We start from the raw sequence: 24,378 nt of genomic DNA, 5'->3' as shown, positions 1-24,378 counted from the left end.
CTCCGAACCATCAAACGGCGTACACGTTGATGCTCCTCGGCGTACTGGAGGGGGTATGCGCGTCGTCTTCGTCACCCACAACGACCTCGGTCTCGCCTGTCTCGAAGAACTCGTCGACCTCGGCGCGGACGTCAGGCGGGTGGTCACTCGGCCACAGCAACCGGGCATCAGCGACCAGACGGACCTCTCGCGGTTCGCGTCGGCACACGACGTCCCGCTCGAAGAGGTCGACGACGTCAACGCCGATGCCGTCCGCGAACGCATCGCGGCCGAGGACCCGGACCTGCTGTTCGTCGTCGGGTGGTCGCGTCTGGTCGACCCCGCGGTGTTCGACCTGGCGAACGTCGCGGCGCTCGGGATGCACCCCGCGCCGCTCCCCCGCGGGCGCGGACGTGCGCCCATCGCGTGGAGTCTCGTCAAGGGCCTCGACGAAACGGCGCTGTCGTGTTTCCACCTCGCCGAGGAGGCCGACGCCGGTGACCTCGTGGGTCAACGGCCGATTCCCGTCGCCGTCGAGGACGACGCGGCCTCGCTCTACGAGAAGGTCGTCGAGGCCGGTCGGTCGCTGATTCGGGAGGCGTACCCGCGATTCGAGGCCGGCGAGGTGCCCCGCGAACCACAGGACGACGCCGCGGCGACGTGGTGGCCGAAACGCGTCCCGCGACACGGACTGGTCGACTGGACCCGCCCGCCACGCGAGGTGTACGACTGGATTCGCGGACAGACCCACCCCTATCCCGGCGCGTTCTCGGAACTGAACGGCCACGAGGTCCGGCTCTGGGCGGCGACCCCACCGACCGCCGAGCACGCGTTCTGTGAACCGGGAGCGCTACTGTCCGTCGACGGCGACGCGCTTCGCGTCGGCGTCTGGGAGGGGGCCGTCGAGGTGACGCGGGTCGGTGTCGACGGCGAGGAACTGCCGGCGAGTGCGCTGGTCGAAGAGGGGTACGCGGCAATCGGCGACCGGTTCGTGGACGCGCGGGACTACCTCGTGGAGTAGCGGGAGCGTCCTCCGACCCCCGCGGGAACGGTCGCGGAATCAGTACGACGACAGCCGACCGTCGTCGCCCGATTCGGTGTCGTCCTCGTGTGTGATGGACACCTCGACGTAGTACGTCTCGCCGTCGACGTCGATGCGAGCGTTGTCGAACGGCGGGAACGTCAGTGCGCGGAGTCTGTCGAGCAGTTCCTTCGTCGTCAGTTCCTCGTCGGGGTCGAGTTCGCACAGGTCGACGAACTCGCGTTTGTAGTGGGTCGTCGCCAGCGAGTCGTCCTGGTCGCGGGCCGTGGCGGTGCCGTCCTCGACGCCGGGCCACGCCTCGGCGAACAGGTCGACGGTCGCCCGTTCGAGGCGGTCGTAGAGCGTCTTCCCGGTGTCGTCGAAGTGGGCCTCGACTTCGCGGGTCGCCACGACGGGGCCGGTGTCGACGCCGTCGTCCATGTAGTGCAGCGTCACACCCGCCGGCACGTCGTCGACGATGCTCCAGACGTTCGGGTTGTAGCCTCGCGCGTACGGGAGGAGTCCGGGATGGAGGTTGAGACAGCCCCTCTCGGGCACCGCGAGCACCGTCGGCGGGACGATGTGGGTGAACCCGCAGGCCACGACGAAGTCGGGGTGGAGGCGTTCGACCAGCGGGAGCTGGGACTTCTCGGTCAGCATCGCCAGCACGTCGACCGACTCGCGGTCACAGAGCCAGTCGTACACCTCCAGTCCGACGTTGTTCGCCCCGAGGAAGACGACGGTCGGGCGCTCGTCGTCGGCCGTGTCGTCCACCCCGTCGTCCGCTTCGACGTCGGAGTCGCCGTCCGCTCCGGCGGTATCGCCGTCCACACGCAGGTCGACGAGGTCGACCGCTCCCCGGTCGTCGCTCATATCCCGAGGTCCTCGATGGCGACGTCCTCGCCGGTCTCGCGTGCCCGTCGCCCCGCGACGAGCGTCCGCATCACGTCGAGGGTGTCTTCGGGTTCGACGACGGGGTGGCCGGTCCGGACCGTCTCTACGAACGCCCAGAGCGTCCGGCGGAACGCGGTGAAGTTATCACGGAGCTGGTGGGTCGAGTGCGCTTCGGACCCGTAGAACGCCACGTCGAACGTGAACGGGGCCTCGCCGAGCGCGTCGATCTCGACGAGCGTCCCGCCGTCGAGTTCCACCGCGAACGCGTCGTGGGGGACGTCGTAGGACGACACCGTCACCGGGCGCTGGTCGAGGACGCCGTAGACGGCGTCGAGCATGTGGACGCCGTAGTGCTCCCAGTCGTTGATGACCGTACCACGAGCGACGGTCACGTCGCCGTAGTCGGCGAGGGTCGCCCGCGGACCGTCGAGTTCGCGCGCGAAGCGCATCCCCGAGGTGGAGACGAGTCGTCCCGATTCGAGGTGCGGGCGGAACCGCTCCAGTTCCTCGACGTCCAGCGCGAGCGGTTTGTCGACGAAGACGGGCGTTCCGTCCTCCAGGAACGGGAGTGCCATCTCCGCGTGGCGCTCGAAGTCGTCCCGGAGGAGCAGGAGGGCGTCCACCTCGTCGTGGAGTTCCTCCAGTTCCTCGACGACGGCCGGGATGCGGGCGGCGGCGGCGAGACGCTGGGTCTCCGCGAGTTCCTGGGTCCAGGCGTGGGTGACGCGGACGCCGTCGAAGCCGAACTCGGCGGGCGACTTCTTGCGGAGGTAGTCGTGGACGACGCCCCACTCGGAGTCGGCGAACCCGGCGTCGGAGTAGCCGTTGACGATGGCCGCGAACGAGTAGGGGTGACCGTTGCCGGGTGTGAGGCCGACGACGCCGAGCGAGAGGCCGCCCTCGTCCCGGTCGTCGCCGTCGGCAACGACTCGGAGTCCGTCCTCGCGGACGACGGTCACCACGAGGTCCACCCGCCGTCGAGGACGACGTTCTGGCCGGTCATCCACTTGCTCGCGTCGCTGGCGAGGTAGACGATTATCCCCTTCATGTCGGTGTCGTCGCCCATCCGCCCGAGCATCGTCCGGTACTCGTAGTTCGGGACGAACGTCTCGGTGTACCCCTCTACCTCCTCCATCGCCTCGCTGTAGAACCCGCCGGGGCTGATGGAGTTCACCCGAACCCGCTCCTCGTGGAGGTACGACGCCAGCCACTTCGTGAAGTGGATGACGCCGGCCTTCGCCGACCCGTACGTCGGCGGGTTGTTGATGCCCGTCTCGCCGTAGACGCGCTGGTCCGGCGGGACGACGCCGTAGTGACTGCCGATGTTGACGACGCTCGGCGCGTCGCTCTCGCGGATAGCCGGGAGCGCCGCCTGCGTCGTCACGAACGTCTGGGTCAGGACGCCTTCGAGCGTCTCGGCCCACTCCTCGGCCGTCAACTCCTCGAAGGCCGTGCCGTAGCCCGTCGCGTGGTAGGCGTTGTTGACGAGGACGTCGATGCCGCCGAAGGCGTCGACGGTGGTGTCGACGAGGTCCTTCACCGACTCCTCGTCGGTCACGTCCGCGGCGACGGGGAGCGCCTCGTTGTACTGCGAGGAGAGTTCGCGCGCTTTCGCCTCGCAGTCCTCGTAGGTCCGAGAGGTGACGACGACGTTCGCGCCCGCTTCGGCGAGCGCCTCGCACATCTGCGAGCCGAGTTTGCCCGGACCACCGGTCACGACGGCGGTCCGCCCCGTCAGGTCGAACAGGTCCCAGACGGTCGGCCGTTCGGTGGTGTCACTCATTGGTCGCCTCCACGGGTCGGCCGCCGGTCACGACGCCCTCCGCGAGCAGCGTCTCGGCGACGGCGAAGTCGAGTTCGGTGTCGATGTCGACGCTCCGTTCCCGGGGCATCGTCACGGCTCCCTGCCGGCCGAACAGCAACGAACTCCCCTCGGCGGGGAGCGCGTCGACGGCGAACGCGTACACCGCTCCCGTCAGTTCGTAGGCGTCGGGAAGCGACTGCCGTGGCTGGAACGGGTCGGCTCCGTCGACGAACGGTTCGGGGTCACCGCCATCGATGCGCCAGATGCGATGTGGGTTGACCGCCGCCTCGGTGAACGTCGCGACGGAGTCACAGTCGCCGGCCGCGAGTCGTTCGAGACACGCGATCACGTCCTCGGGACGCCGCAACGGACAGGTCGGTTCGAGCATCACGAGGAGGTCGGCGTCCTCCCCCTCGCTGCGGAGTTCCTCGACGACGTGCCGAAGCGCGTCGACGACGAGTGCGTCGTCGGTCGCCAGTGACGCGGGCCGGTCGACGACGTCGGCCCCGTACTCGCGGGCGACGGCGGCGATGCTGGGGTCGTCGGTGGTGACGACGACGCGGTCGATGGCCGGCGTGGCCCGAGCGACGTCGATGGGCCACGCGACGAGTGGCTTCCCCCCCAACCCCCGGACGTTCTTGTTCGGCACCGTCTCGCTCCCGCCACGGGCGGGGACGACGGCGACGACGCGGTGGGTGTCAATCATCTGAACGGCTCGGAAGTTGCGACTGTGGGGAGATAAGTAGCGGTAGCGATAATCCTGTAACTCACTCTTAACGACGCGTCACGTTCAGCAGACGGTCCACCCGCCGTCGACGCGGAGGTCGTGCCCCGTCACGTATCCGGCGGCGTCGGAGAGCAGGTAGACGACGGCCCCGACGAAGTCCTCCGGTCGGGCCATCCGGTCGAGCGGCGTGCGTCGTTCGTACTCGGAGACGAACGTGGGGTGTTGCTCGTCGAAGACGCCGCCGGGACTGATGGTGTTGACGCGAACGCCGTCGCGCCCGAGGTACGACGCCATGTAGCGCGTGAGGTTGAGGATGCCGCCCTTGATGGCGGCGTACTCGACGGGGCTGGTCATCTCGGTCCCCTCGTACACCGAGAAGTCGGGGGCCTGGACGCCGTAGGTCGACCCGAAGCTGACGATGCTGCCGTGGCCCTGTTCGCGCATGACGAGCGAGGCGCGGTGGGCGAGCAGGAAGTAGCTGTTCAGGTGGAGGTCGACGTTCTCCCGCCAGTCGGCGTAGGTGACGTCCTCGTAGCGCCGACCGTAGTTCTCGTTGCGCGGGTACGAGCAGTTGACGAGGCCGTCGAGACGACCCGCCTCGGCGAGCACCGTCTCGAACAGCGACTCGACGCTCCCCTCGTCGGTCACGTCCGTCTCGACGAATCGACCGCCGACCGTCTCGGCGACCTGCTCGCCGCGGTCACGGGCCGCGTCGGCGACGACGACGGCCGCACCCTGCGCCGCCAGCCCCTCCGAGAGCGCCGTCCCGATGAGTCCCGCGCCGCCTGCGACCACCACCGTCCGGCCGGTCAGTTCGAACAGTCCGTCCATGACGCCCTCTCGTCGTGTCGAATGAAGAACATTCTGGCCTCAGACGCGCCGGCCGACGACCACGACGTAGTCGCTCCGTTCGTCCTCGTCGATGGTGCGCTGGAAGTCGTCGAGGTTGTCCATGAAGTAGTCGGAGAGGTCGCTGTCGGCGAAGCCGTCGAGTTCCAACTGGAGGTGGGTGAGGAAGTCGTAGAAGTCGAGGCCGAAGTACCAGACCGCGACGGGTTCGAACCCGACGACCTCGAACATGCGGCCGATGGAGTCGCCGGTGAACTGGTGCATGCCGACGGGTGGGATCGAGTGGCGATGTGCCCGGTCGGGTATCGTCCGCTGGACCATCGAGGACACCGAGTCGTAGTGGGCGTCGCCGAGGACGACGTAGCCGTCCTCGCCGAGGAGTCGCCGAACCTGCCGTAACTGTGCGAGCGGGTCGGGGTTCATGACGAGGATGCCGAACAGCGAGACGACGTCGTAGCTCCCCTCGGGAGTCGTCGCGGCGAACTCGTCCAGAGACCGGTCTATCAGGTCGACATCGAACGCCTCTCGTGCCGCCCTGACGCACTCCTCGCTCGGTTCGATGCCCTCGGCGGCCCACCCTTTCGACCGGAGGTAGTCGACGGACTCGCCCATGCCACACCCGACGTCCAGCCAGCGGCCGGTGTCGGCGTCGACGTGCTCCAGCGCGAAGTCGAACTTCGGTTCCGTGATGTGTTCGCGGCGGTACGCCCGCTGGCGGTCATCGGTGTAGACCGACGAGAGCGTCTCGCTCGTCGCAAGGTGGTCGAACAGCGCTCGTTCGGTCGGTCGTGTCGTGAGATAGACGTGCGTGCAGTCGCCACACTGGGCGTACTCGTAGCCGAACGCCCGTCTGACGACGGACCGCTCGCCGGCGTCACACACGGGACAGCGCTCGACGGTGACGCGTTCGTCCTCGTCGAACGACTCGGCGCGTCGTCGGTTCGTCTCGACGGCCCCGGCGAGGTCGGCGAGGTCGTCCTGCTTGAACTGCCTCGGGTCGACCGGCTTGCCGTGGCGTCTCTCCATCACCCGTCGAACGGCCTGGGGATACAATGTTAGCCGCCCCGTCCTCTCGCCGGGCGTGTCGTTCACCCTCGCGGGGGTGTGCCGGCCGCTCGCGGAACGTGCCGTCGTCCCGGCGTCGGAGAGCCGACCCGGAGATTTCGGGGTGAAACAGTCTCGTAGTACGGACTCACAGGTCGAACGTCGCACCGCCGTGGGGGAACTCGTTGCAGTCCTGTCGACGGAGTTCGTAGGGGGACGTGGTGAGCGACTCGGCGTCGACGGTCCCCGAGACGGTGGTGAACGCGAGGTCACAGCCCGACTCCTGGAGTATCGCCGTCGTCTCGTCGGTGAACGTCTCGGCTCCGCCGTACGGGTACGCGAACAGTCGGACGTCGAGCGGGCCGACGAGCGATTCGAGGCGGTCGAACGAATCTCGAACCTCCACGCGCTGTGCGGCCGGCGGCAGTCGAGAGAGCACCGGATGCGTCACGGTGTGTGCCCCGAGGAGCATCCCCGCCTCGTCCAGGTCTCGAAGCTGTGTGGCCGACAGGTAGTACGAGTCGACACTCGGCGTCGGCTTCGACAGTCGCTCTTCGACGGCACCGACTAACTTCGACACCGAGGTCGGCGGGAGTTCGAAGTTGACGAGTCGTTTGACCGCCGCCGCCGCCTCGGCGTCGTCACCGGTCACACCCCCCTCGTCGTAGGTGTCTGCCGACCTGCCGCGGTCCGGCGAGACGTCTCGGTCCGCCATCGTCTCGCGCAGGGCCGCGTGGACCTCCCGCGCGGGGACGGCTCCGAGCAGTGCGTGGACACGGTGGACGGCGGGTACGCACCCGTCGAGCGGTCCGGTCGTGACGAAGAAGACGCCACAGACGCCGCGGTCACGGAGCTCCGGCAACACCCACTCGTGGTGGTCGACGAGTCCGTCGTCGAAGGTGAGGAGGACGCCGTCGTCCGGTGGCGGTCGCTCGCCGCGGAGCACGGCGAGAGCCTGTTCACGGTCCAGCAGGTCGTATCTCGACGCTAGCCGGTCGAGCTGCGCCCGGAAGTCCGCGAGGGCGAGTCGGTAGTAGCCGCCGGGTGGCCGGTCGACGGTCGGCCGGACGTAGTGGTACATCGGGACGCGCATCGGTCTCTATCGGTGATTCTCGCCCACGAGGGGATAAATATCAACAGGATAACTACTGTGCAACTGTTCGTCGGCTCCGGACCGACGTCTGAACGCCGTCCTTTCCGCCGATACGACGGCGGTGTAAAAATGTCATGTAACAATAACTAAACAGCAGATAGCCAAGTAGCAGCAGTAGGTGAGTGACGATGCACGAGACAATCCCGCTGTTCAGAATCGACGCCGACGACCGTGACGTGGAGTACGCGACGAGGTCCATCAGGCGTGGGAGTCACTGGGCGAACGGGCCGTTCGTCGACGAGTTCGAGGAGCGAATCGCCGACTATCTCGGGGTCGAACACGCCGTCGTCGTCAACTCCGGGACGAGCGCCCTCGTCACCGCCCTCGTCGCCCACGACGTCGGCCCCGGCGACGAGGTCGTCGTTCCGTCGTTCACGTTCATCGCGACGGCCAACGCGGTCAGACTGGCGGGCGCGACGCCCGTCTTCGCCGACATCGAACCGGAGACGTTCGGCCTCGACCCCGACTCCGTCCGGGAGTGTATCGGACCGGAGACGGCCGCCATCCTCCCGGTTCACCCCTACGGCGGAGCGTGTCGCATCGAGGAACTCGTGGCGCTCGCGGCCGAACACGACCTGTTGCTCGTCGAGGACGCCGCCGAGGTGTTGGGGGCGGACTCCAACGGGAAGCCACTCGGGACGTTCGGCCACTCGGGCGCGCTGAGCTTCTGTCAGAACAAGATCGCGACCACCGGCGAGGGCGGGGCCGTCGTCACGAACGACCCGGAGGTGGCGCGGAACGCACGACTCTTCCGCTCGCACGGGCGTGCCTCCGAACGCTACTTCGACTCCGCCCAGACGGGCCGGTACGTCCAACTCGGCGCGAACCTGCGGATGGCCGACGTCGTCGCCGCCATCGGCTGTGCACAGATGGAGCGGGTCGAGGACCTCGTCGCCGGCCGCCGGGCGGCGGCCACACGCCTGAACGAGGGGTTCGCGGACGTCGACGGCGTCAGGCCCCACACGTCGCCCTCGGGTCGACACGTCTACCAGCTCTACACGGTCGAACTCGCCCGCGGGGTCGACCGGGAGGCGCTCATCTCGCGGCTGGCCGACCGGAACATCGCCTCGAAGGTGTACTGGGACCCCGCCGTCCACCAGTCCGAGTACTATCTCGGCGACGACGAGAGCCTGCGCGTGCCGCTGTCGGTGACCGACGACGTGGCGGGGCGTGTCCTCACGCTCCCGATGTTCCCTGGTCTGACGGAGACGGAGACGTCGCGCGTCGTCGACGCCGTGGACGAGGCACTCGTCGAACAGCGCGAGGTGGCCTGAGATGGGGCTCACGTCGCGGGTGGACATCCTCACGCACCGGTCGACGCCGCTCGAAGACGCGATGCTCCGCATCGACCAGGTGGGCCTCGGTCTCGTCGTCCTCGTCGACGACGACGCCCGCCTCGTCGGGACGGCCACCGACGGCGACATCCGTCGGGGCATCCTCGACGGTGTGAGCCTCGACGCGCCCGTCGAGGCGGTGATGAACGAGGACCCGGTCGCCATCCGCGCGTCGTGGGACCGTCGGGAGGTGGCCGCGCGGTTCTCGCGGACCAGACTCGAAGCGGCGGCCCCGAAGACGGGTCGGCTGGTCGTCCCCATCGTCGACGAGGACGACCGGGTGACCGACGTCACGTTCCTCTCGAAGCGTGGGGAGATCGCCGGTCCCACCCGTCCCTCGAACGGGAGCGTCAACACCGTCCTCGTCATCGGCGGGGCGGGCTACATCGGGTCGGTGCTCTGTGGACAGTTGCTCGAACGTGGGTACGAGATTCGCGTGCTGGACCCGTTGCTGTTCGGCGACCACGGCATCTCCCAGTACTACGACGACGAGCGGTTCACGCTCGTCGAAGGTGACATGTGCGACATCGAGACGGTGATGACCGCCATCGAGGGGGCCGACGCGGTCGTCCACCTCGGTGGACTGGTCGGCGACCCCGCATCGAGCCTCGACCCGTCGCGGACGCTCGCGCTCAACCTCCACTCGGTGAAACTGGTCGCGGACATCTGCAAGTACCACCAGATCAACCGGTTCCTGTTCGCGTCGACGTGTAGCGTCTACGGGAAGTCCGGGAGCGGCGACCTGCTGACCGAGGGAGACGACCTCAACCCCGTCTCGCTCTACGCGCGGACGAAGATAGAGTCCGAGCGAGAACTGCTGAACATGGACGGCAACTTCGCGCCGACCGTCCTCCGGATGGCGACCGTGTACGGTCTCTCGCCACGGATGCGCTTCGACCTCGTCGTCAACGTCCTCAACGCGAAGGCCCACACCGAGGGGGTCGTCCCCATCTTCGGCGGCGACCAGTACCGGCCGAACGTCCACGTCGCCGACGCCGCACGCGCCTACGTGGCCTGTCTGGAAGCGCCCATCGAGACGGTCGCTCACGAGGTGTTCAACGTCGGGTCGAACGCGCAGAACTACTGCGTCGAGGACATCGGACGCATCGTCGCCGACCACTACCCGCACGCGTCGCTCGACGTCAACGCGGACCGGGAGGACGACCGGAGCTATCGGGTCGACTTCTCGAAGCTCCGCGACGTGCTCGACTACGAGGCCGAACACACCATCGAGAGCGCCTGTGTGGAGCTCCGCGAGGCCTTCGAGCGCGGCGAGTTCGAGGACTACACGGACAAAGTCTACAGCAACTACAAGACGGCGGTCGAGGACAGCGACGTCGAGGCTCACGCCGACTGACGAGGGTGCGGCCGTCTCCTTCACGCACGGACGCCGGTCACGAACTACTGCTCACGAACGTACACGACGCCGACGAGACGGAGCACGCGCTTTCGAGCACGTGGTCGTTCTGGTCGTGGTCGTCCGGGGGTCCTCGCTCGGCCCGGCCGGTCGGCGTCGTGTCGACACGAGAGCTATCCCCGTTCTTTCGGTGGGTTCGACCGGCGACCCCAGACACGGGATTGCCACGATGTCATTCGCGGCCCTCGGCCGGGGCCGGCCTCGTCGAGGTCCGTTCGTCTCACGGGACTCACTACGACTGCCGAGTGGGTTCGCGTGGCTCCTCCGGTGTCTCGTCGGGCGGCGGCCTCCCGGTCGCTGTGGTCTCGAACGGTCGTCGACGAGAAACGGCGCTCAGACTGGGTCGAAGTAGGTGTGAAGCGCGTGGAGGATGACCGCAGTGAAGCAGGCGAGAAAGCCCATCATGAGCGAGAACGTGGCGAGCAGTCCGAGTTCGACCGGCACCGTGCCCGCTCGGGAGAACGTCGTGACGGCCGAGTAGCCGAGCACGAGTCCGAGGAGTATCGTCACGAAGCCAGGGACGCCGAGCACCGAGAGCGGTCGGTCGCGTTCGACCGTCCGGAAGATGTTGCGGACGAGCGTGTAGCCGTGTGAGACGGGGCCGAACGTGCTCCCCTTCTCGACGGCGTAGGAGATGGCCGTTCCGACCTCCTCGATGGTGTAGTTGTGGTGGTGGGCGTGGTAGAGGATGTCGATGCTCGCGCCCATCCCGTCGCCGACGTTGGGGCTCGTCGCCAGTTCACCGATGGCTCTGGCGTTGTACGCGCGGAACCCGCTCTGGGTGTCGTGGATCCGGACGTCGGACCGCCAGAATCCGAGGCTGAGGTTGGTGAGGGTGTTGATGACCCAGAGGCCGACTCGTCGGTACCGTGGGCAGTCACTGCCGCCGCCGTCGGCGTACCGACTCCCGATGACGATGTCGGCTTTCTTCTCTCCCAACCGGTCGACCAGTCGGGGGATGTCCCGCGGGTCGTGCTGTCCGTCGGCGTCGAGCGTGACGAGGTGTTCGGCACCGAGTTCGGCGGCCGTCCGGAACGCGGTCCGTAGCGCCCCGCCGTAGCCCTCGTTCCGGTCGTGGCTGACGACGGTCGCCCCCGCTCGCTCCGCGACGAGTGCCGTGTCGTCCTCGCTGCCGTCGTCGACGACGACGACGGTGTCCACTACCGCGAGTGCGTTCTCGACGACGTCGGCGATGCTCCCGGCCTCGTTGTACGCCGGCACCGCGACGACGGTGTCCGAGATACCGACTCGTCCCCGGAGGCTGTCGGAGCCGGTGTATCGATGCTCCCGGTGGACGACGACCGGTCTGTCGGTCCTGACGCGAATCGCCTCCACGAACTGGCGTTCGATGGTGTCGATGTCGCCGGTCCAGTCGTGGGGGTCGATGACGACGCCGCCGGCACGCCGCGCGAACTCGACGACTGCGGGGACGGGTTGGGTCGAGTACGTGACGTACACCTCCTGGTCGTTCGTCGCCGCCCAGAACAGTTCGTGCAGGACGCGCTCGTCGTTCTCACCGGTGGCGATGAGTCCGACGGCGAGACGGGCCAACAGCGGCTTCTGACCCCGAACACCCGCCAACTCCTCGCTCATCGCTCCTCCCTCGCCACGTCTCCCCGTGCGTTCCGACCGGTCGACCGAGCGATACACTCCTGTCGAGCTACTGACGATACTCCCCCAATCATCCCTTAGTGTCGGTGGGTCTCGTAGTGTAAAGTCTATAGACATGTTATTCCGCTCGCGTGTTGTCGGATATCAACCCGGATTCGGTCCCCGACCCGTCGGAGCGGCGATGTCGCGGTCGAACGTGGGACTCTCGACCGGTCGGCGAGTCGGCGCTGGCGAGAACGCCTGCAACCGTCTCGAAGCTCTATATATCGACTCGCTCGTCCGGTTCGGGGGCCGTAGCGGCCGGATTCGGATCCACTCCGCCGACAGTTTCTCGTGAGGACGCCGTTGCAAGGGAGCGATAACAGCAGTTACACGACGACGGCGGTGAGCGGCCGTCGACGGAGGGCGTGACACGACCGGAGACGGGCGACGGTCGGCCGGTCTCGGAGACGCTGGCCGATTCCTCGTCTCGGCCGGCCGAGCGACGTGGCGGAGTCCCCGACGGCTGTTGTTAAACTAGAGCCGATGAATTGTGAAAATCACCACATCGAACGCCGGTTCGTAACAGCCGAGTTGATAACCCCGCACCGACTACCGTCGAGTATGTCCGAGCAGTGCGACGAGTCCGCCGGCGGTCGGAACGACCCAGCGGCCGCAGGGTCCGACGGCGGTGGCCGGCCGGTCACCGACGGTGGGCGGTCCGAGACGGACCGTGCGTCGGAGACGGGATCCCGGACCTCCGCCACCGTCGAACTCGACGTTCCGGAGATGGACTGTGCGTCGTGTGCGAGCAAGGTGGAGTCGAGCGTCCGGCGTCTGGAGGGCATCGACCGTGTCGACCCGCGGGTGACGAGCGGCCGGTTACGTGTGGCGTACGACGCCCGGCGGACCGACGCCGCCGCCATCGGCGAGCGTGTCGAGCGTGCGGGCTACCGGGTCGAGGGGTCGAACGGCCCGTGCGAGGTGACGTTCGACGTTCCCGACATGGACTGTGCGTCCTGTGCAGGGAAGGTCGAGAACGCACTGGGGAGCGTCGCCGGGGTCGACGACTGCGAGACCCGACCGACGAGCGGGACCGTCCGGGTGACGTTCGACGAGCGCCGCGTCTCGCGTCGGCAGGTCGTCGACGCCATCGAAGGGGCCGGATACGAGGTGAAGAACGCCACAGCGAACGCCGACGAGGACGGACGCGGTCACGCTCACGCGTCCCCGGACGCCGGGAGCGTCTGGCGGAGCACCCGCGCGGTGAAGACGTGGGTCAGCGGCGTCGTCGTCGTCGTCGGACTGCTGTTCGAGTTCGTCCTGCGGGGTTCGAACGTCGAGGTGGCGAGCGTCCTCGGGAGCGAACTGCTGGCCGCGGACGTCCTGTTCCTGGTCGGCGTCGCCGTCGGTGGGCAGACCATCCTGCGGAACGGCTACTACTCCGCACGCAACCTGAACCTGGATATCGACCTGCTGATGAGTGGGGCCATCGTCGGGGCGCTGGTGGCGTCCGTCGGCTTCGGGGCGGCGCTCTACTTCGAGGCCGCGACGCTCGCCGTTCTGTTCAGCGTCGCCGAACTCCTCGAACGTCACTCGATGGACAGGACCCGCGACTCCCTCCGGGAGTTGATGGACCTCTCGCCCGACGAGGCGACGGTCCGCAGGGGGGGGGACGGAGACGACGGTCCCCGTCGAGGAGGTCGACGTCGGCGAGGTGGTCGTCGTCCGTCCCGGTGAGAAGATACCGATGGACGGCGAGGTGATCGAGGGCGAGAGCGCGGTCAATCAGGCACCCATCACCGGGGAGTCGGTCCCCGTCGACAAGACGCTCGGCGACGAGGTGTACGCCGGGACGGTCAACGAGGGGGGCTACCTCGAAATCGAGGTGACGGCGACGGCCAGCGAGAACACCATCGCCCGCGTCGTCTCGATGGTCGAGGACGCCCAGTCGAACAAGACCGACCGCGAGCAGTTCGTCGAGCGGTTCGCGGACTACTACACGCCCGTCGTCGTGAGCGTCGCACTCCTGGCGATGGTCGTCCCGCCGCTGGCGTTCGGTGGGAGTTGGACCGTCTGGTTCGTCCGCGGGCTGACGCTCGTCGTCCTCGCCTGCCCGTGTGCGTTCGTCATCTCGACGCCCGTCTCCGTCGTCTCCGGCATCACCAGCGCCGCCAAGAACGGCGTGCTCGTCAAGGGCGGCGACCACCTGGAGGCGATGGGCGAAGTCGACGCCATCGCGCTGGACAAGACGGGGACGCTGACGAAGGGTGAACTCGTCGTCACCGACGTGATTCCGCTCAACGGGAACAGCGAGGCGGACGTACTCCGGTGTGCCGGCGGGCTGGAGCGGCGCTCGGAGCACCCCATCGGCGAGGCCATCGTCGCGCAGGCGGACGGTCGGGAGGTCGGTGACCGCGACGTCGCCGACTTCGAGAGCCTCACCGGGAAGGGCGTCCGTGCGGCCCTCGACGGGACGCCCCACGTCGCGGGGAAGCCGGGACTGTTCGAGGAACTGGGCTTCGACCTCTCGCACGTCCACGCGACGACGGAGGGCGGGCAGGTCACGACGACGACCCAGCAGCTCTGTGAGCGCAACGACTGCCTCGACCTCCTGGAGGACACCGTCCCGAGCCTCCAGTCCGAGGGGAAGACCGTCGTCCTCGTCGGCCGCACCGGGCGGCCCTCGACCGGAGACCGGACGGAGTCCGGCGGTACGGACGCCGAACTGGAGGGTGTCATCGCCGTCGCCGACGAGGTCCGTCCCGACGCCGCCGCGATGGTCGAGCGGCTCCACGAACTGGGCGTCGAGCACGTCGTGATGCTCACCGGCGACAACGAACGGACCGCGAACGCCATCGCCGAGCAGGTCGGCGTCGACGACGTGCGTGCGGAACTGCTCCCCGAGGACAAGGTGACCGCCGTCGAGGCGCTTCGGCGCGAGTACGGCACGGTGGCGATGGTCGGCGACGGCATCAACGACGCACCCGCACTGGCCACCGCCGACGTGGGTGTGGCGATGGGTGCGGCCGGCACCGACACCGCCCTGGAGACGGCGGACATCGCGCTGATGGCCGACGACCTCTCCCGACTCCCCTACCTCTACGACCTCTCCCACCGCGCCAACGGTGTCATCCGACAGAACGTCTGGACCAGTCTCGCCGCGAAGGCCGCCCTCGCGGTGGCCGTCCCGTTCGGCCTCCCCATCTGGGCCGCCGTCCTGTTCGGTGACGCGGGGATGACCGTCGGGGTCACCGGCAACGCGATGCGCCTCTCGTCGGTCACCCCCGACCTCACCCCCGACGAGTGACCGCCGACGGCCGGTCGCACCTCCGGCTCGGAGTGTCAGCGAACGGATTGATTCTTCGACGGGGGGTAGTCCACGTTGTCCTCTCAACGGGCAAGTAGTCGCTCCTGGTCGACGTCCTTTCCGGGAGAGGTATCGATGAACGAAGCAATCTATCGCTGTTCGACGGGGGAGTACGTGAGCGAGACGCAGATCTGGGAACGGTTCGAGGACGGGTCGTGGACGCCGTACTGCTGGGACGACGAGAACGGGACCGAGTGGGTGAAGACGCCGAGCGGTCGGAGCCTCAAACTCGTCCCCGTGGCGTCGGGCATGCTCCCCGTAGGGACGTCTGTCGTGTCCCGTGGACAGGGCGTCGCCGTCGAGGCGAAACTCCCGTCGCGCCGGTGACGCGGTACGCCCCCCCCCGCCGACCATCCCTCCCCGCCGTAAGGCGGCCTGCAACGTCTCACGTTCCTCTCCGACCCCGTCCCGAGTGCCGTCTCGACACGCTGTTCTCGGACGCCCGTCCACCGCGGGGAGCCGACCGCACCTCAGTCGGCTACGTTAGCTGAGGTGGCTGCGGTGCGGGTGGTCGTCCGCTTCGGTAGCGCTCGCCTCGCCCCGTCACGCGGCCCGGTGGGTCGGTCGGAGAGCGCTTCACTCGCCGCGGTACGACGAGGTGACGTCTTCGAGTTCGACGTCCCCTTCGGGGACGCGGTAGGCGGTGACGACCGACCGGTCGGCGAGCGGCGAGTTGACCGTCTTGTCGACGGCGTAGCCGACGTAGGTGCAGTCCTCACGAGTGAACTCGACGACCGAGTAGCCCCAGCCGTGGCTGTCGAAGAACTCGATGTGGGGGTTCATCCCGGTGACCAGTCTGGTGAGCAGCGACTCGGTGAGTCGGCCACGCCACCCGCGCGTGATGTGGAGCGCTTCGGCGGCGTTGAGCGAGGTGACGGCGGGCGTCATGAACTCGACGCCGATGCGCTCGCCCTGTGCGACCCCCTCGCCGCCGGAGACGCGGCCGGGGTAGGAGGTCTGCTGGTAGGCGGCGACGTAACAGTGCATGTCGCCGGTGAGCGTCACGAAGTTGTCGACGTCGGCCGCGCCGATGGCCTCGGTAATCTGCTGTCGTTCGCGCGTGTAGCCGTCCCAGCCACCCTGGACGGGGTAGACCGACAGCGGGCCGGAGCCGAGTCGGAACGGCACCGTCAGCACCTCGTCGGCCCAGACGGTCCACGTCGTCTCCGACCCGGTGACGGTGTCGACCAGCCACTCGCGCTGTTCGTCGCCGAGCATCGTCCGACCCGGCGGTTCGTACTGCGGGCCGACGTTGTCGGGCGTCGGGATGGCCTCGCGTGGCGGGTCGCGGAACAGGCGTTCGTCGGTCATCGCCAGCGTCACGAGGTCGCCGAACTCGAACGAGCGCCAGAGCTGAAACCGCTCCTGGAGCGCCTCACCGTTCGGGTCGTACGAGACGCGGGCGGGGATGTACTCCCACCACGCGTGCATCGCGTCGGCGATGAGTTCGGTCATGTACTCCGGGTCGTCGCTTCGGGGGTGGTCGCCGTTCGGCGCGTCGGTCGTGTAGTCCCAGTAGACGTCGTTGACGAGTTCGTGGTCGTCCCAGCCCGCGATGAGCGTGTGGCGCTCCAGGGCCGCCTGGAGGAAGCCGTCCTCGCGGTAGACGCGGTGGAGGTACCGGTAGTCGTCGAGGTCGTCGACCCGACTGTGGCCGCTCGGTAGGTCCAGCGTCCGGCCCTCGTAGTCGTACGACCCCAGTCCCTTGAAGTCGCCCGCGTCGGACTCGTAGATGAAATCACCGACGTGGACGAGGAAGTCGACGTCCTCCTCGGCGACGTGGTGGAACGCGCCGTAGTAGCCGTTGAGGTAGTTCTGACAGGCGAGCACGGCGAAGCTGACCGACTCCGGGGCGTCCTCGGGGTGAGGCAGGGTGCGACAGCGTCCGCTCCGCGAGGCGGTGCCATCGTAGACGAACTGGTAGTGGTAGGTCCGACCGGCGTCGAGGTGGCCGTCGAGGTCGACCTTCACCGTGTAGTCGTGAGCGCGGATACGGTCGCCGTCGGTCACGACGCCGTCGAAGACGACGTCCTCGAAGTCGGGGTCGGTTGCGACCCGGACGGCGAGCGGGCTGTCGGAGTCGAAGGCGTCCGGCGAGAGTCGCGTCCAGAGGATGACGCCGGAGGGCGTCGGGCCGCCGCTGGCGACGGACTGTGGGAACGTCTCGTCCGGGTCGGCGTCCTCGGCGGCCGAGAAGGCCGCCGTGTCGCTCACCTCGACGACGTCCATCGCGAACGCGAGGTCGTGTGCGTCCAACTCGGAGAGGAGCTGTGCGTGGTCGTCCGCGGCGTCGACGCCGTCCGACTCGGCTTCACCGACCATTGAAGGCGGTTCACCGGCGGCCCGTATCCCGATTGCGGTTGGCGCTCGTGACGTCGACGCTCGATTCGGCGCGAAGCGTTTTGTCGCTGGCACGACTGCGCTGTGGTATGGTATCCGATGGAGACGCGGGCGACGGCCGTCGCTCGCTGTCACGGCTCGGCCGGGTGTTGCTCGGCCTCGGGCTCGCGCTACAGGCCTCCGAGGACTTCCGAGACATGGAGGACAACGTCGAGTACGCCGAATCCGCTGGCGTCCCGATGCCGGAACTCGCCGCCCCGTTCGCGTCGGGGATGATGCTCGTCAGCGGCGTCGCGCTGGCGCTCTGGCGAGCGCCCAGAGTGGCGACCGGTGCCGTCGTCACCTTCCTGACCGTCGTCACGCTGACGATGCACGACTTCTGGAACGCGGACGAGGACTCCCGCGACGGCGAACGACTGGCGTTCTGGGGGAACCTGGCGATGCTCGGCGGTGCGCTCGTCTTCCTCCGGGAGGCGTTCGCCCGCGAGGAGTGACCGTCGCTCCGACCGGCCGCGACGCTCGGCCCCGGTCACCTCCTCGCGGGTCGTGTCGCTCCCGTCCGGTCGCCCGTGGTTCTCTCGTTCGGTTCACGGCTCGTGAACGGCGGAGCCACCGGTTTCGCCCCTCGACCGACGACCACGCTCACTGCGACGGTCGTCACACGTCGAGGCCGGAGTGACTTGATCGGCCAACAGGGGTAGGCACCACCGATTTACGGTACAGCGAGTAACGACCACTGCCGGTCGACGGCACAGTCAGAGGCACGTGGCGGCCGATTCGGCCGAGTACGCTCCCCCCCACTCCCCCACCACCTTCCGCCGCTCTTCCCGGCCGAGGAGCACGACGCGTCCGAGGAGCAGTATAAGAACCCCCAACTCGGGTTGGGAGAACGCTTACCCTGAGAGCGACAGAGCGATGTCATATACGATACCGTATGACACACAATCTCGGCGTCGACGTGGGTGGGACGTTCACCGACGTCATCGTATTCGACGAAGCGACGAACGAACTGACCATCGACAAGGTGCTCTCGACGCCGGAGAACCCGTCACACGGCGTCGTAGAGGGAATCGAGTCGGCCGTCGAGAAGGCGGGAACGAGCGTGGCGGACCTCGGTCTCCTCTTCCACGGAACGACCGTCGTGACCAACATGCTGCTCGAAGAGACGGGCGCACGCGTCGGCCTGCTCACCAGCGCGGGCCACGAGGACGTCCTCCACCTCGCGCGTGCGTGGACCCCCGGCCCGCTGTACGGGTGGATGGGGATGGAGAAACCCGACCCGCTGGCGGACCTCGTGGACACGCGGGGCGTCGCCGGGCGCATCAGTTCGCCCGACGGCGAGGAGACGACCCCGCTCGACGAGGAGGGCGTGCGCGAGGCGGTCCGCGAACTCCAGGAAGCGGGTGTCGAGTCGCTGACCGTCGCCCTGCTCAACTCGTATCTCAACCCGGCCCACGAACAGCAGGTCCGGGACATCGTCGCCGAGGAAGCGCCTGAGCTCCCGGTGAGCATCTCCTCGGAGATCGTTCCGGAGTACGGCGAGTACGAGCGGACGCTGACGACGGTCATCAACGACTACGCCCGTCCGCAGGTGATTCGCTACCTCGACGACCTCGACGCGTCGCTCTCCGACGCCGGCTCGTCGGCGACGATGAACGTCGTCCGCTCGGACGGGGGGCTGATGAGTCCGAGGGCCGCCACGCAACGGCCGGTCGAACTCGCGCTCTCGGGGCCGAGCGGCGGCGTCGTCGGCGCGGCCACTATCGCGCAACTGAAGGGCGTCCCGGACGTGCTGACCCTCGACATGGGCGGCACCTCGACGGACGTCTCGCTCGTCGAGGACGGCAAACCGGGGACGACCCGTCAGACGAAGGTCGGCTACCGGGAGTTCAAATCGCGGGCCGTCGACGTGAACACGGTCGGCGCGGGCGGTGGCTCCATCGCCCGCGTCCAGTTGAGCGGGTCGTTGCAGGTCGGTCCCGAGAGCGCCGGTGCGGACCCCGGCCCGGCCTGCTACGGACAGGGCGGCGAAGAGCCGACGGTGACGGACGCGAACGTCGTCCTCGGACGCATCCCCCCGTCGGTCCAACTCGGGGGGCGTATGGAACTGGACCGTGAAGCCGCCCGCGACGCCGTCGCCGGTATCGCCGAGGACCGCGGCACGTCCGTCGAGGAGGCGGCACAGGCCATCCTCGACATCGTCAACGAGAACATGTACAGCGCGCTGCGTGTCGTCTCGGTCGAACGCGGCTACGACCCCCGCGAGTTCGGTCTGGTCGCGTTCGGCGGTGCGGGGCCGATGCACGCCAACGCGCTGGTCGACGTGATGGACGCCTACCCGTTGATAATCCCGCCCGGACCGGGCGTGATGTCGGCCTTTGGCTTCCTCACGTCGGACATCCAGAACGAGTTCTCCGAGACGTACCTCCAGACCGACCGGGACGTCTCGGGTGCGGACGTCGCCGACGAACTGGCGACCATCCGCGACGAGGCGACCGCGTGGCTCGACAGCGAGGGCGTCGCCGAGGCCGACCACAGCTTCGAGTACTTCGCCGACTGCCGGTACTACCGACAGGACATCCAGATGTCCATCCCGGTCGACATCGACGCCCTGCGTGCGGACACCGGCCTCGCCGAGATAAAAGACGACTTCGAGACGCGCCACGACCGCCAGTTCGGCTTCTCGCTCGACGCGCCGCTCGAAATCGCCAACCTCCGGGTCGTCGGCAAGGGAGCGGTCCAGGGCGTCGAACTCGAAGCACGGGACCTCGGGGACGCCGACGCCAGCGGGGCGGTCACCGGCCACCACGACGTCTACTTCGACGGCGAGTACCACGAGACACCCATCTACGACCGCTCACGGTTGACGCCAGGCAACGAACTCTCCGGGCCGGCCATCGTCGTCGAGGACGACTCGACGGTGGTCGTCCAACCGGACCACCGTGCGACCGTCGACCGCTACGCGAACATCGAAATCACCCGCGAGGAGGACCAATGAGCACCCAACCCCCCGACTTCGTCGGCGACCACGACGTCGACCCGACCACGCTCGACATCGTCGAGAGCACGCTAGAGAACACCCGCTACGAGATGGACCGCGTCTTGGAGACGACGGCCATCTCGCCGGTCATCCGCGAGCAATCGGACCAGTTCCCGCTCATCGCCGACCGCCACGGACGGATGGTGATGGGGCAGTTCGGGTCGGCTATCGACACCATCATCGAGAACTCCCCGTTCGACTGGGACGACCTGGAGGAGGGCGACGTCGTCGCCACCAACGACCCGTACTCCTGTGCCGGAGCGGTCTCCCACACTCCCGACATGCTGCTGTTGCGCCCCATCTTCTACGAGGGCGAGCGTGTCGGCTTCGGCAGTCAGTGGGGCAACCTGATGGACGTCGGCGGGAAGACCCCCGGCAGCATGCCCGTCCAGGCGACCACCGTCTTCGAGGAGGGTATCCGACTCCCGCCCGTCAAACTCTACAAGGCCGGCGAACTCGACGAGGAACTGCTGGCATCGTTCGCGCACAACACGCGACTGCCCGACCACGCCGAGGCCGACATCAAGGCGCTCGCGGCGGGGACGGCCGTCGCCGAGGAGCGCGTCCAGGAACTCTGTGAGCGCTTCGGGACGGAGACGTATCTGGAGAGCTGTGACGCCATCCTCGACCGGACGCGCGACGGGATGGTCGACCTCATCCGGGAGTTCGTCCCCGAGGGCGAGCGCTACACGTTCGAGGACTACGTCGACGACGACGGGATGGGTAACGGCCCCATCAAACTCCACCTCGAAATCTACCGGGAGGGCGACACCGTCCACCTCGACTGGACGGGCACCGACGCGCAGGTGCCGGGGACGGTCAACTTCCTCCTGAACGAGAAGATGTTCAAGATGTTCACCGGGGTGTTCCTCATCATGGCGTTCGACCCCCTGCTCACCTTCAACGACGGCTACTACGACCTGTTCGAGGTGACACTGCCGGAGGGGACGGTCGTCCAGCCGGAGTACCCCGCCGCGCTGGGCAACCGCCTGCCGATGATGGCCCGGCAGTTCGACGTGCTGCAGGCGACGTTCTCGAAGCTCATCGACCAGTTCTCGGTCGCCGGGAGCTACGGCACCTCGCCGAACCTCGTCTACGCGGGTACCGACTCGGAGGGCAACCAGTTCCAGATGCTGGAGATTCTCTACGGCGGCATCCCGGCCCGTCCCGGTGGCGACGGCCTCGACGGTCACTCGTGGTGGCCGCTCTTCCGGACCGTCCCGGCGGAGTACCAGGAGGCGTACTACCCGCTCAGTATCGAGGAGTACAGCACCCGCGCCGACACGGGCGGCCCCGGCGAGTTTCGCGGCGGCCACGGCATCACGAAGGTGTTCACGTTCGAGGAGGACGGCGCGATAACGTTCCAGGACGACCGCGCCCACACCTACCCGTGGGGCGTCGACGGCGGCACCCACGGCGAACGGAGCGAGAAGACGCTGATTCGCACCGACGGCACGGAGGAGGACCTCCCCTCGAAGGTCGAGAACGAACCCGTCTCCGCGGGCGACAGACTCGTCTTCCGGACGGCGGGTGGCGGCGGACTCGGTGACCCGCTGACTCGTGCCCCCGAGGTGGTCGCCCGCGAAGTCCGACGTGGACTCGTCTCGGAGCCGGCCGCGACCGAATCGTACGGCGTCGTCCTCGCGGCCGACGGGTCGGTCGACGAGGCGGCGACCGACGACCGGCGGGCGACGATGCGAGACGAGCGCGAGGCGCTCTCGGAGTTCGACTACGGCCCGCTCCCGGACGACGAGGAGTTGGCCGAGCGCATCGCCGAGGAGCGTCGCGCGTTCGAAAGGCGCTGAAACGGTCGGGAGTCGGCGTGACTCCGGCCTCCTCGTCGCCGCCCACGTCGACGGTACGACCTATCACTCCCCCACACGCACCCACAGCTATGGACTGGACCGACGACGTCGAAGCGTTCTACGCGGACCGCGAGTTCGCCGAGCGGGTCGGCTTCGGCGACCGACCCGCGCTGGTCGTCATCGACCTCATCGAGGCGTTCACCGACCCCGAGTCGAACCTCGGGTCGGACGTCGAGGGCGTCCTCGACCGGACGGCGCGACTCCTCGCCGCGTTCCGCGAACACGACCTGCCGCGGTACTTCACGACCGTCGCGTACGAGGCGTCGTACGGCGACGCGGGGGTGTTCGTCGAGAAGGTGCCCGCGCTGCGCGAACTCCGGGTCGGGACCGACCGCGTCCGCGTGGACGACCGGGTCGCCCCCGAAGACGGCGAGCGAGTCGTCCTCAAGAAGTACGCCAGCGCCTTCTTCGGGACGGACCTGGCGACGGAGCTGACGACCAACGGTGTCGACACGCTCGTCCTCGCGGGCGTGACGACGAGCGGCTGTGTCCGGGCGACGGCGGTCGACAGCCTCCAGCACGGGTATCGGACCGTCGTCCCGGCCGACGCCGTCGGGGACCGGGCGGAGGGGCCCCACCGTGCGAACCTGTTCGACATCGACGCGAAGTACGGCGACGTCGTGGACGTCGACACCGTCGTCACAGCACTCGCCGAGCGGTTCGACTGACGGTCGTCTCTCGATTCGGCTCCTCGCCTCCTCGCCTCTTCGACCGCCACGTCACTCGTCGACAGTCCACCTTCACAACCCACCGAAGGCCCCTTCGAATCGAAACCGGAGCTTCGCTCTCGGAGTCCACCGAGTCGCTACCTCTGTCGTCGCTTTCGAGGAGTATCGACCGATTTCGTCCCTTCATCGTCGCGTCTACCGCCGACACCGCCTCCGACTTTCGAAGGTTCGACGCGTCGTTCGGTTTCGAATCTCGTCCACAACGGTGGAGAGTGGCCCGCCCGAAGCCCCACACCGGGACGGAGTCGAGACTCCGCGACCCACGGTGTTCGATTCACGATGACCACGCAACTCAGTTCACTCTTCACGCAGGTCGAACGGGCGTTCGAGCCGGTACGGCAGGTCCTGAAGCCGGTTCTGTCCGAACCCACACTGCTGGTCGTCTGGGGAGTCGTCGTTCTGTTCTCCCTCGGGGGCCTCCTCTGGGACCTCCGCCAGCGCAACCAGGCGTTGCCGTCGACGATGAAGGGCGTCTGGTCGCTCGTCGTGCTGTACTCCGGGCCGTTCGGGCTCGCTATCTACTGGTTCGCCGGCCGGACCCAGATCACCCGCGACTCGCTGTGGCGGCGCGGCCTCCGCTCGACGGCGCACTGCTACTCCGGCTGTGGAGCGGGGGAAGTCGTCGGTATCCTGCTCGCGCAGGCGATACTCGGACTCGCCGTCGGGTGGGTCGCCGCCATCACCTTCGGGTTCGCCTACACGTTCGGCTACGCGCTCACCGTCGGCCCACTGTTACAGGAGGGCGTCGTGTTCTGGGAGGCGATCAAGGACGCACTCTACAGCGAGACCCCCTCTATCACGGTGATGGAGGTCGTCGCCATCTCGACGGACCTCCTGCTCGCCTCGCAGGCCCACGTCGGCGACGTGCTGTTCTGGGCGTCACTGGCGTTCTCGCTCTCGCTGGGCTTTCTCGCGGCGTTCCCCGTCAACGTCGCCCTCGTCTACGCCGGTGTCAAAGAGGGGATGAAGAACCCCGCCGAGATGGGCGACGCCTCCCCGTCGAACGGCCACGGCGACGGGCGGGCGACGACGGATTGAGAGCACCCCCCGACACGGACGGGGTGATGCTCCCACGAGGGTCACGAGGAACGACAGGTCGGGACGGTCCACACGCGAGGAGTGACTCGTGGAGCGACGGGCCGTCCTCTCGACGCTCGGTGTGGCCGCTACCGCCGGGTGTCTCGGTCCGGAACTCGCGTCTGATCGCTCCCCCGTCTGGACGA

18 protein-coding genes and 1 pseudogene are annotated in these 24,378 nt (G+C 68.1%); 10 read left to right on the top strand and 9 right to left on the bottom strand.

Going from position 1 to position 24,378, the window contains the following annotated elements; translation table 11 throughout:
- Positions 1-55 precede the first annotated feature (55 nt).
- On the top strand, positions 56-1,000 hold the full coding sequence (locus GQS65_RS17775; protein WP_158205970.1) for a methionyl-tRNA formyltransferase: 945 nt from the start codon (positions 56-58) through the stop codon (positions 998-1,000).
- A 39-nt stretch (positions 1,001-1,039) separates the two neighbouring features.
- Here GQS65_RS17775 and GQS65_RS17770 read toward each other — a convergent pair whose 3' ends face one another.
- The 7 genes from GQS65_RS17770 to GQS65_RS17740 form a co-directional block, all read right to left on the bottom strand.
- Positions 1,040-1,873, bottom strand: a complete 834-nt coding sequence (locus tag GQS65_RS17770; RefSeq protein ID WP_158205969.1) for a formyltransferase family protein — start codon at positions 1,871-1,873, stop codon at positions 1,040-1,042.
- Positions 1,870-2,865 (bottom strand): Gfo/Idh/MocA family protein, encoded by a 996-nt coding sequence (locus GQS65_RS17765; protein WP_158205968.1) that lies wholly within the window; start codon positions 2,863-2,865, stop codon positions 1,870-1,872. Before GQS65_RS17765 ends, GQS65_RS17770 begins: the two co-directional genes overlap by 4 nt.
- A complete protein-coding gene (locus tag GQS65_RS17760) occupies positions 2,850-3,677 on the bottom strand; it encodes an SDR family oxidoreductase (RefSeq protein ID WP_158205967.1) in 828 nt (275 codons plus the stop codon). The genes GQS65_RS17765 and GQS65_RS17760 overlap by 16 nt, the downstream gene beginning before the upstream one ends.
- Complete coding sequence (locus GQS65_RS17755) at positions 3,670-4,404, bottom strand: acylneuraminate cytidylyltransferase family protein (protein WP_158205966.1); 735 nt, start codon at positions 4,402-4,404, stop codon at positions 3,670-3,672. Before GQS65_RS17755 ends, GQS65_RS17760 begins: the two co-directional genes overlap by 8 nt.
- A gap of 84 nt (positions 4,405-4,488) precedes the next feature.
- Positions 4,489-5,256, bottom strand: a complete 768-nt coding sequence (locus GQS65_RS17750; RefSeq protein ID WP_158205965.1) for an oxidoreductase — start codon at positions 5,254-5,256, stop codon at positions 4,489-4,491.
- A 39-nt stretch (positions 5,257-5,295) separates the two neighbouring features.
- A complete protein-coding gene (locus tag GQS65_RS17745; RefSeq protein ID WP_158205964.1) occupies positions 5,296-6,300 on the bottom strand; it encodes a class I SAM-dependent methyltransferase in 1,005 nt (334 codons plus the stop codon).
- A gap of 166 nt (positions 6,301-6,466) precedes the next feature.
- A complete protein-coding gene (locus GQS65_RS17740; protein ID WP_158205963.1) occupies positions 6,467-7,411 on the bottom strand; it encodes a polysaccharide deacetylase family protein in 945 nt (314 codons plus the stop codon).
- 188 nt (positions 7,412-7,599) lie between these two features.
- Between GQS65_RS17740 and GQS65_RS17735 the strand changes: the two genes are divergently transcribed.
- Together GQS65_RS17735 and GQS65_RS17730 are read left to right on the top strand one after the other, a co-directional pair.
- Positions 7,600-8,745, top strand: coding sequence for a DegT/DnrJ/EryC1/StrS family aminotransferase (locus GQS65_RS17735; protein WP_158205962.1), 1,146 nt, complete (start codon positions 7,600-7,602; stop codon positions 8,743-8,745).
- Between the two features lies 1 nt (position 8,746).
- Positions 8,747-10,162: an NAD-dependent epimerase/dehydratase family protein gene (locus GQS65_RS17730; RefSeq protein WP_158205961.1), complete on the top strand. Its 1,416-nt coding sequence runs from the start codon at positions 8,747-8,749 to the stop codon at positions 10,160-10,162.
- Between the two features lie 393 nt (positions 10,163-10,555).
- Here GQS65_RS17730 and GQS65_RS17725 read toward each other — a convergent pair whose 3' ends face one another.
- The gene (locus GQS65_RS17725) at positions 10,556-11,815 is read right to left on the bottom strand and encodes a glycosyltransferase family 2 protein (protein ID WP_158205960.1); all 1,260 of its coding nucleotides are present in this window, start codon (positions 11,813-11,815) and stop codon (positions 10,556-10,558) included.
- A 621-nt stretch (positions 11,816-12,436) separates the two neighbouring features.
- On the opposite strand from GQS65_RS17725, the pseudogene GQS65_RS17720 reads away from it, so the two are divergent.
- Positions 12,437-15,122: pseudogene (locus GQS65_RS17720) on the top strand (heavy metal translocating P-type ATPase).
- Positions 15,123-15,257: 135 nt separating this feature from the next.
- Positions 15,258-15,509: a hypothetical protein gene (locus tag GQS65_RS17715; RefSeq protein ID WP_158205959.1), complete on the top strand. Its 252-nt coding sequence runs from the start codon at positions 15,258-15,260 to the stop codon at positions 15,507-15,509.
- Positions 15,510-15,758: 249 nt separating this feature from the next.
- Here the strand turns inward: GQS65_RS17715 and GQS65_RS17710 are convergent, their stop codons facing one another.
- Positions 15,759-17,504 carry an alkaline phosphatase D family protein gene (locus GQS65_RS17710; RefSeq protein WP_158205958.1) on the bottom strand — a complete coding sequence of 582 codons (1,746 nt, stop codon included), beginning with the start codon at positions 17,502-17,504 and terminating at the stop codon, positions 15,759-15,761.
- A 107-nt stretch (positions 17,505-17,611) separates the two neighbouring features.
- Between GQS65_RS17710 and GQS65_RS17705 the strand changes: the two genes are divergently transcribed.
- The 5 genes from GQS65_RS17705 (at position 17,612) to GQS65_RS17685 (ending at position 24,193) form a co-directional block, all read left to right on the top strand.
- Positions 17,612-18,016 carry a DoxX family protein gene (locus GQS65_RS17705; protein WP_158205957.1) on the top strand — a complete coding sequence of 135 codons (405 nt, stop codon included), beginning with the start codon at positions 17,612-17,614 and terminating at the stop codon, positions 18,014-18,016.
- Positions 18,017-18,456: 440 nt separating this feature from the next.
- A complete protein-coding gene (locus tag GQS65_RS17700) occupies positions 18,457-20,520 on the top strand; it encodes a hydantoinase/oxoprolinase family protein (RefSeq protein WP_158205956.1) in 2,064 nt (687 codons plus the stop codon).
- Complete coding sequence (locus tag GQS65_RS17695) at positions 20,517-22,367, top strand: hydantoinase B/oxoprolinase family protein (protein ID WP_158205955.1); 1,851 nt, start codon at positions 20,517-20,519, stop codon at positions 22,365-22,367. The genes GQS65_RS17700 and GQS65_RS17695 overlap by 4 nt, the downstream gene beginning before the upstream one ends.
- Positions 22,368-22,456: 89 nt before the next feature.
- Positions 22,457-23,095 (top strand): isochorismatase family protein, encoded by a 639-nt coding sequence (locus GQS65_RS17690; RefSeq protein ID WP_158205954.1) that lies wholly within the window; start codon positions 22,457-22,459, stop codon positions 23,093-23,095.
- Positions 23,096-23,434: 339 nt separating this feature from the next.
- The gene (locus tag GQS65_RS17685) at positions 23,435-24,193 is read left to right on the top strand and encodes a DUF4396 domain-containing protein (protein WP_158205953.1); all 759 of its coding nucleotides are present in this window, start codon (positions 23,435-23,437) and stop codon (positions 24,191-24,193) included.
- The last annotated feature ends 185 nt before the right edge of the window (positions 24,194-24,378 follow it).

This window comes from Halomarina oriensis, from assembly GCF_009791395.1.
Lineage (GTDB): Archaea > Halobacteriota > Halobacteria > Halobacteriales > Haloarculaceae > Halomarina > Halomarina oriensis.
This window is presented reverse-complemented; position numbering and strand designations above follow the sequence as displayed.